Origin of the sequence: Kitasatospora sp. NPDC049285, assembly GCF_040678815.1 — a bacterium.
Lineage (GTDB): Bacteria > Actinomycetota > Actinomycetes > Streptomycetales > Streptomycetaceae > Kitasatospora.
Genome location: NZ_JBFAQR010000132.1, coordinates 1 through 3,735, shown reverse-complemented (window position 1 = coordinate 3,735; position 3,735 = coordinate 1). Strand labels below are relative to the sequence as shown.

The 3,735-nt window shown below is 73.0% G+C and carries 1 protein-coding gene; it reads right to left on the bottom strand.

The annotated features are described in order from the left end of the window. The coding region (locus AB0K51_RS34670; RefSeq protein WP_363462256.1) for an amino acid adenylation domain-containing protein at nt 1-3,735 on the bottom strand (3,735 nt) is incomplete at both ends.

Below are 3,735 nucleotides of genomic sequence, written 5' to 3'. Positions count from 1 at the left end.
CTCCAGGCCCGGCACCACCTCCGCCGTCGCCTGCGTCGCCACCACCGCCAGCTCACGCACCGTCTTGCGCTCGAAGATGTCCCGCGCCGTCAGCAGCAACCCGGCCTTACGAGCCCGACTCACCACCTGGATCGACGCGATACTGTCACCACCCAGGTCGAAGAACCCGTCGTCGATACCGACGCTCTCCCGGCCCAGCACACCCGCGAAGACGTCGCACAGCAAGCGCTCCCGCTCGTCGCGGGGCAGCTGCACCGGCCCGGCGTCCTGCTCGGCGGCGGCGCTCGCTTCGGGCGCCGGCAGCGCGCGCTTGTCGAGCTTGCCGTTGACCGTCAGCGGCAGCGCGTCGAGTACGACGAAGCCGTTCGGCACCATGTAGGCGGGCAGCCGACCGGCGGCGAACTCCCGGACCTCCGCGACCTCGACGTCCACGCCGACCAGGTACGCGGCCAACTGCTTGTCACCCGGCCGGTCCTCACGAACCAGCACCACGGCCTGGGTCACCGCAGGGTGGGCCGTCAGGGCGGCCTCGATCTCGGCGGGCTCGATGCGGAAACCGCGGATCTTCACCTGGTCGTCGCTGCGGCCTACGTAGTCGACCTGGCCGTCCTCGGACCAGCGCACCAGGTCGCCGGTCCGGTACATCCGGTCGCCGGGGACACCGTAGGGGTCCGCCACGAACCGCTCGGCCGTCAGCTCCGGGCGGCCGTGGTAGCCGTTCGCGACGCCGGTGCCCGCGATGTAGAGCTCGCCGACGCCGCCCGCGGGCAGCGGCTGCAGGAAGCCGTCCAGCACGTAGGCCCGGGTGCCGGCCATCGGGGCGCCGATCGGCATCGACGCGCCGTTCGGCCGGTCCGCCGGGACGGGCCAGACGGTGGCGAAGGTGGTGGTCTCGGTCGGGCCGTACACGTGCGTGAACTGCACCTCCGGGCAGTGGCGGACGGCGTTCTCCACCGCCTCGACGGTGACCTTCTCACCGCCGAACATCACCTCCCGCATGCCGGTGAAGGCCTGCGGCTCCTCCATGGCGATCGCGTTGAACAGCGCGGTCGTCACGAATGCCCCGGTCACCCCGCGCAGCGCGATCGCCGAGCGCAGCTCGTCCGGGCCGAGGTGCCCGCCGGGTGCCACGACCACCTTGCCGCCGCGCAGCAGCGGCGCCCACAGCTCGTAGGTCGACGCGTCGAAGGCGTGCGAGGAGTGCATCAGCACGCAGTCGTGCGCACCGCTGCCGAACCGCGGATCGAAGGCCAGCTCCGCCACGTTCCCGTGACTGACCATCACACCCTTCGGCCGACCCGTCGTACCGGAGGTGTACATCACGTACGCCAGCTGGTCCGCGGTGTACGCGGACCCGTCGAGCGCACCGGCCGGGTAGTCGGTGATCCGGCCGCTGATCGCCGCGGTGGACAGCACCGTCCGCACCGCCTCCGCGACCCCGTCCGGGATCTCGGTGCGGTCGGTGAGCAGCAGCGGGGCCTGCACGTCCCGGACGATCAGTGCCAGGCGGTCGGCCGGGTAGGCGTCGTGCAGCGGCACGTAGAACCCGCCCGCCTTCACCACCGCCAGCTCGGCCACGACGAGCTCCAGCGAACGGTCCAGCAGCAGCGCCACCGGCGTCCCCGCACCCACGCCCCGCTCCCGCAGCGCATGCGCCCAACGGTTCGACAGCGCGTCCAACTCCGCGTAGGTCAGGCGCTGTTCGCTGCCGATGACCGCGACGGCGTCCGGGGTCAGCTCGACCTGCCGGGCGAACGCGGCGGGCAGCGCGGGCACCGCGGTCCGGCCGGGCGCGCCCTGTCCCCAGTCGGCGAGTTGCCGGGCCAGCTCCGGCTCGGCCAGCACCGGGATCGCGCCGAGCCGCAGCTCCGGTTCGGCGGTGACGCTCGCCAGCAGCCGGGTCAGCCGCTCGCCGAGCAGCTGCACGCTCGCCGCGTCGAACAGGTCCAGCGCGAACTCGACCGAACCCTCGATGCCCGTCGGCACACCGTCCGCGCCGAAGGTCTCGCGGAGGTCGAGCAGCAGGTCGAACTTGGCCTGGTAGCCCGCCACGTCGACGGCGGACGGGGTGATCCCGGGCAGGTCGAGGTCCGGGTCGGGAGTGTTCTGCAGGGTGATCAGGGTCTGGAACAGCGGGTGCCTGGCCAGCGAGCGCTCCGGGTTGAGCACCTCCACCAGCCGCTCGAACGGCACGTCCTGGTGCGCGTACGCCGACAGGTCGTGCTCGCGCACGCGGGCGAGCAGCTCACGGAAGGTCGGATTGCCCGAGGTGTCCGTGCGCAGCACCAGCGTGTTCACGAAGAACCCGACCAGCTCGTCCAACGCCTCGTCGGTCCGCCCCGCGATGCCCGTCCCCAGCGGAATGTCCGTCCCCGCACCCAGCCGGGTGAACAGGGTCGCCACCGCCGCCTGCAGCACCATGAAGACGCTCGCGCCGGACGAGCGCGCCAGCTCGGTGACCGCCCGGTGGCCGTCGGCGTCCAACTGCCAGGGCAGGCGCTCGCCCCGGTAGGAGGCGATGGCGGGCCGCGGGCGGTCGGTGGGCAGCTCCAGGACGTCCGGCAGCTCGGCCAGAGTCTGGGCCCAGTAGGCGAGTTGACGGGAGATCACACTGTCCCGGTCATCCTCGGAGCCGAGCACCTCGCGCTGCCACAGGGCGTAGTCCGCGTACTGGACCGGCAGCGCCGCCGACTCCCGCGCCAGGTAGGCGGCTTCGAGGTCGCGCAGCAGCGGCGCCAGCGACCAGCCGTCGCCCGCGATGTGGTGCAGCACCACCAGCAGCACGTGGTCGTCCGCGGCGGTCCGGAACAGCGAGGCCCGCAGCGGGAGTTCGCAGGAGAGGTCGAACCCGCGGGCCGCCTCCCCCGCCAGCGCCTCGCCGAGTTCCGCCGCCCCGACCTGGTGGGTGAGCAGCTTCAACTCCGCCTCGGCGCGCACCTGCTGGTACGGCCGGCCGTCGCGCTCCGGGAAGACCGTGCGCAGCGTCTCGTGCCGGGACACCACCGAGGTCAGCGCCCGCTGCAGCGCGTCGGTGTCGAGCGGGCCTTCCAGCCGCACCGCCAGCGGGATGTTGTACGCACCGCCCTGGGTGTCGAGCCGGTCCAGGAACCACAGGCGCTGCTGCGCGTATGACAGCGGGACCTCGTCCGGCCGCTCCCGCCGGGTCAGCCGGGCGCGGGTGCCGGCCTCGCCGCCGAGAGTGCGGGCGAGTTGGGCGATGGTGGGGTTCTCGAAGACCGTGCGGATGCCGAGTTCGGCGTCCGTGACCGCCCGGATGCGGGACAGCAGCCGGGTCGCCAGCAGCGAGTGACCGCCCAGGTCGAAGAAGCTGTCGTCGATGCTCACCGCCTCCACGCCCAGCAGCTCGCGGAAGATCCCCGCCAGCGTCCGCTCCTCCGCCGTGCGCGGCTCGCGCCCACCCCCCGCGGCGACCACCGGCGCCGGCAGCGCCCGCCGGTCCAGCTTGCCGCTCGCGGTCAACGGCAGCGCCTCCAGCACCACGAACGCCGACGGCACCATGTAGCCCGGCAGGAGCCCGGCCGCGTGGTCGCGCACCTCGCCGACCTCGCCCACCTCGCCCACCTCGCCCACCTCGCCCACCTCGCCCACCAGGTAGGCGACCAGCTGCTTGTCGCCCGGTCGGTCCTCCCGGATCACCACCGCGGCCTTCGCCACCTGCGGGTGACCCGCCAGCACCGCCTCCACCTCACCCAACTCGATCCGGAAACCCCGGAT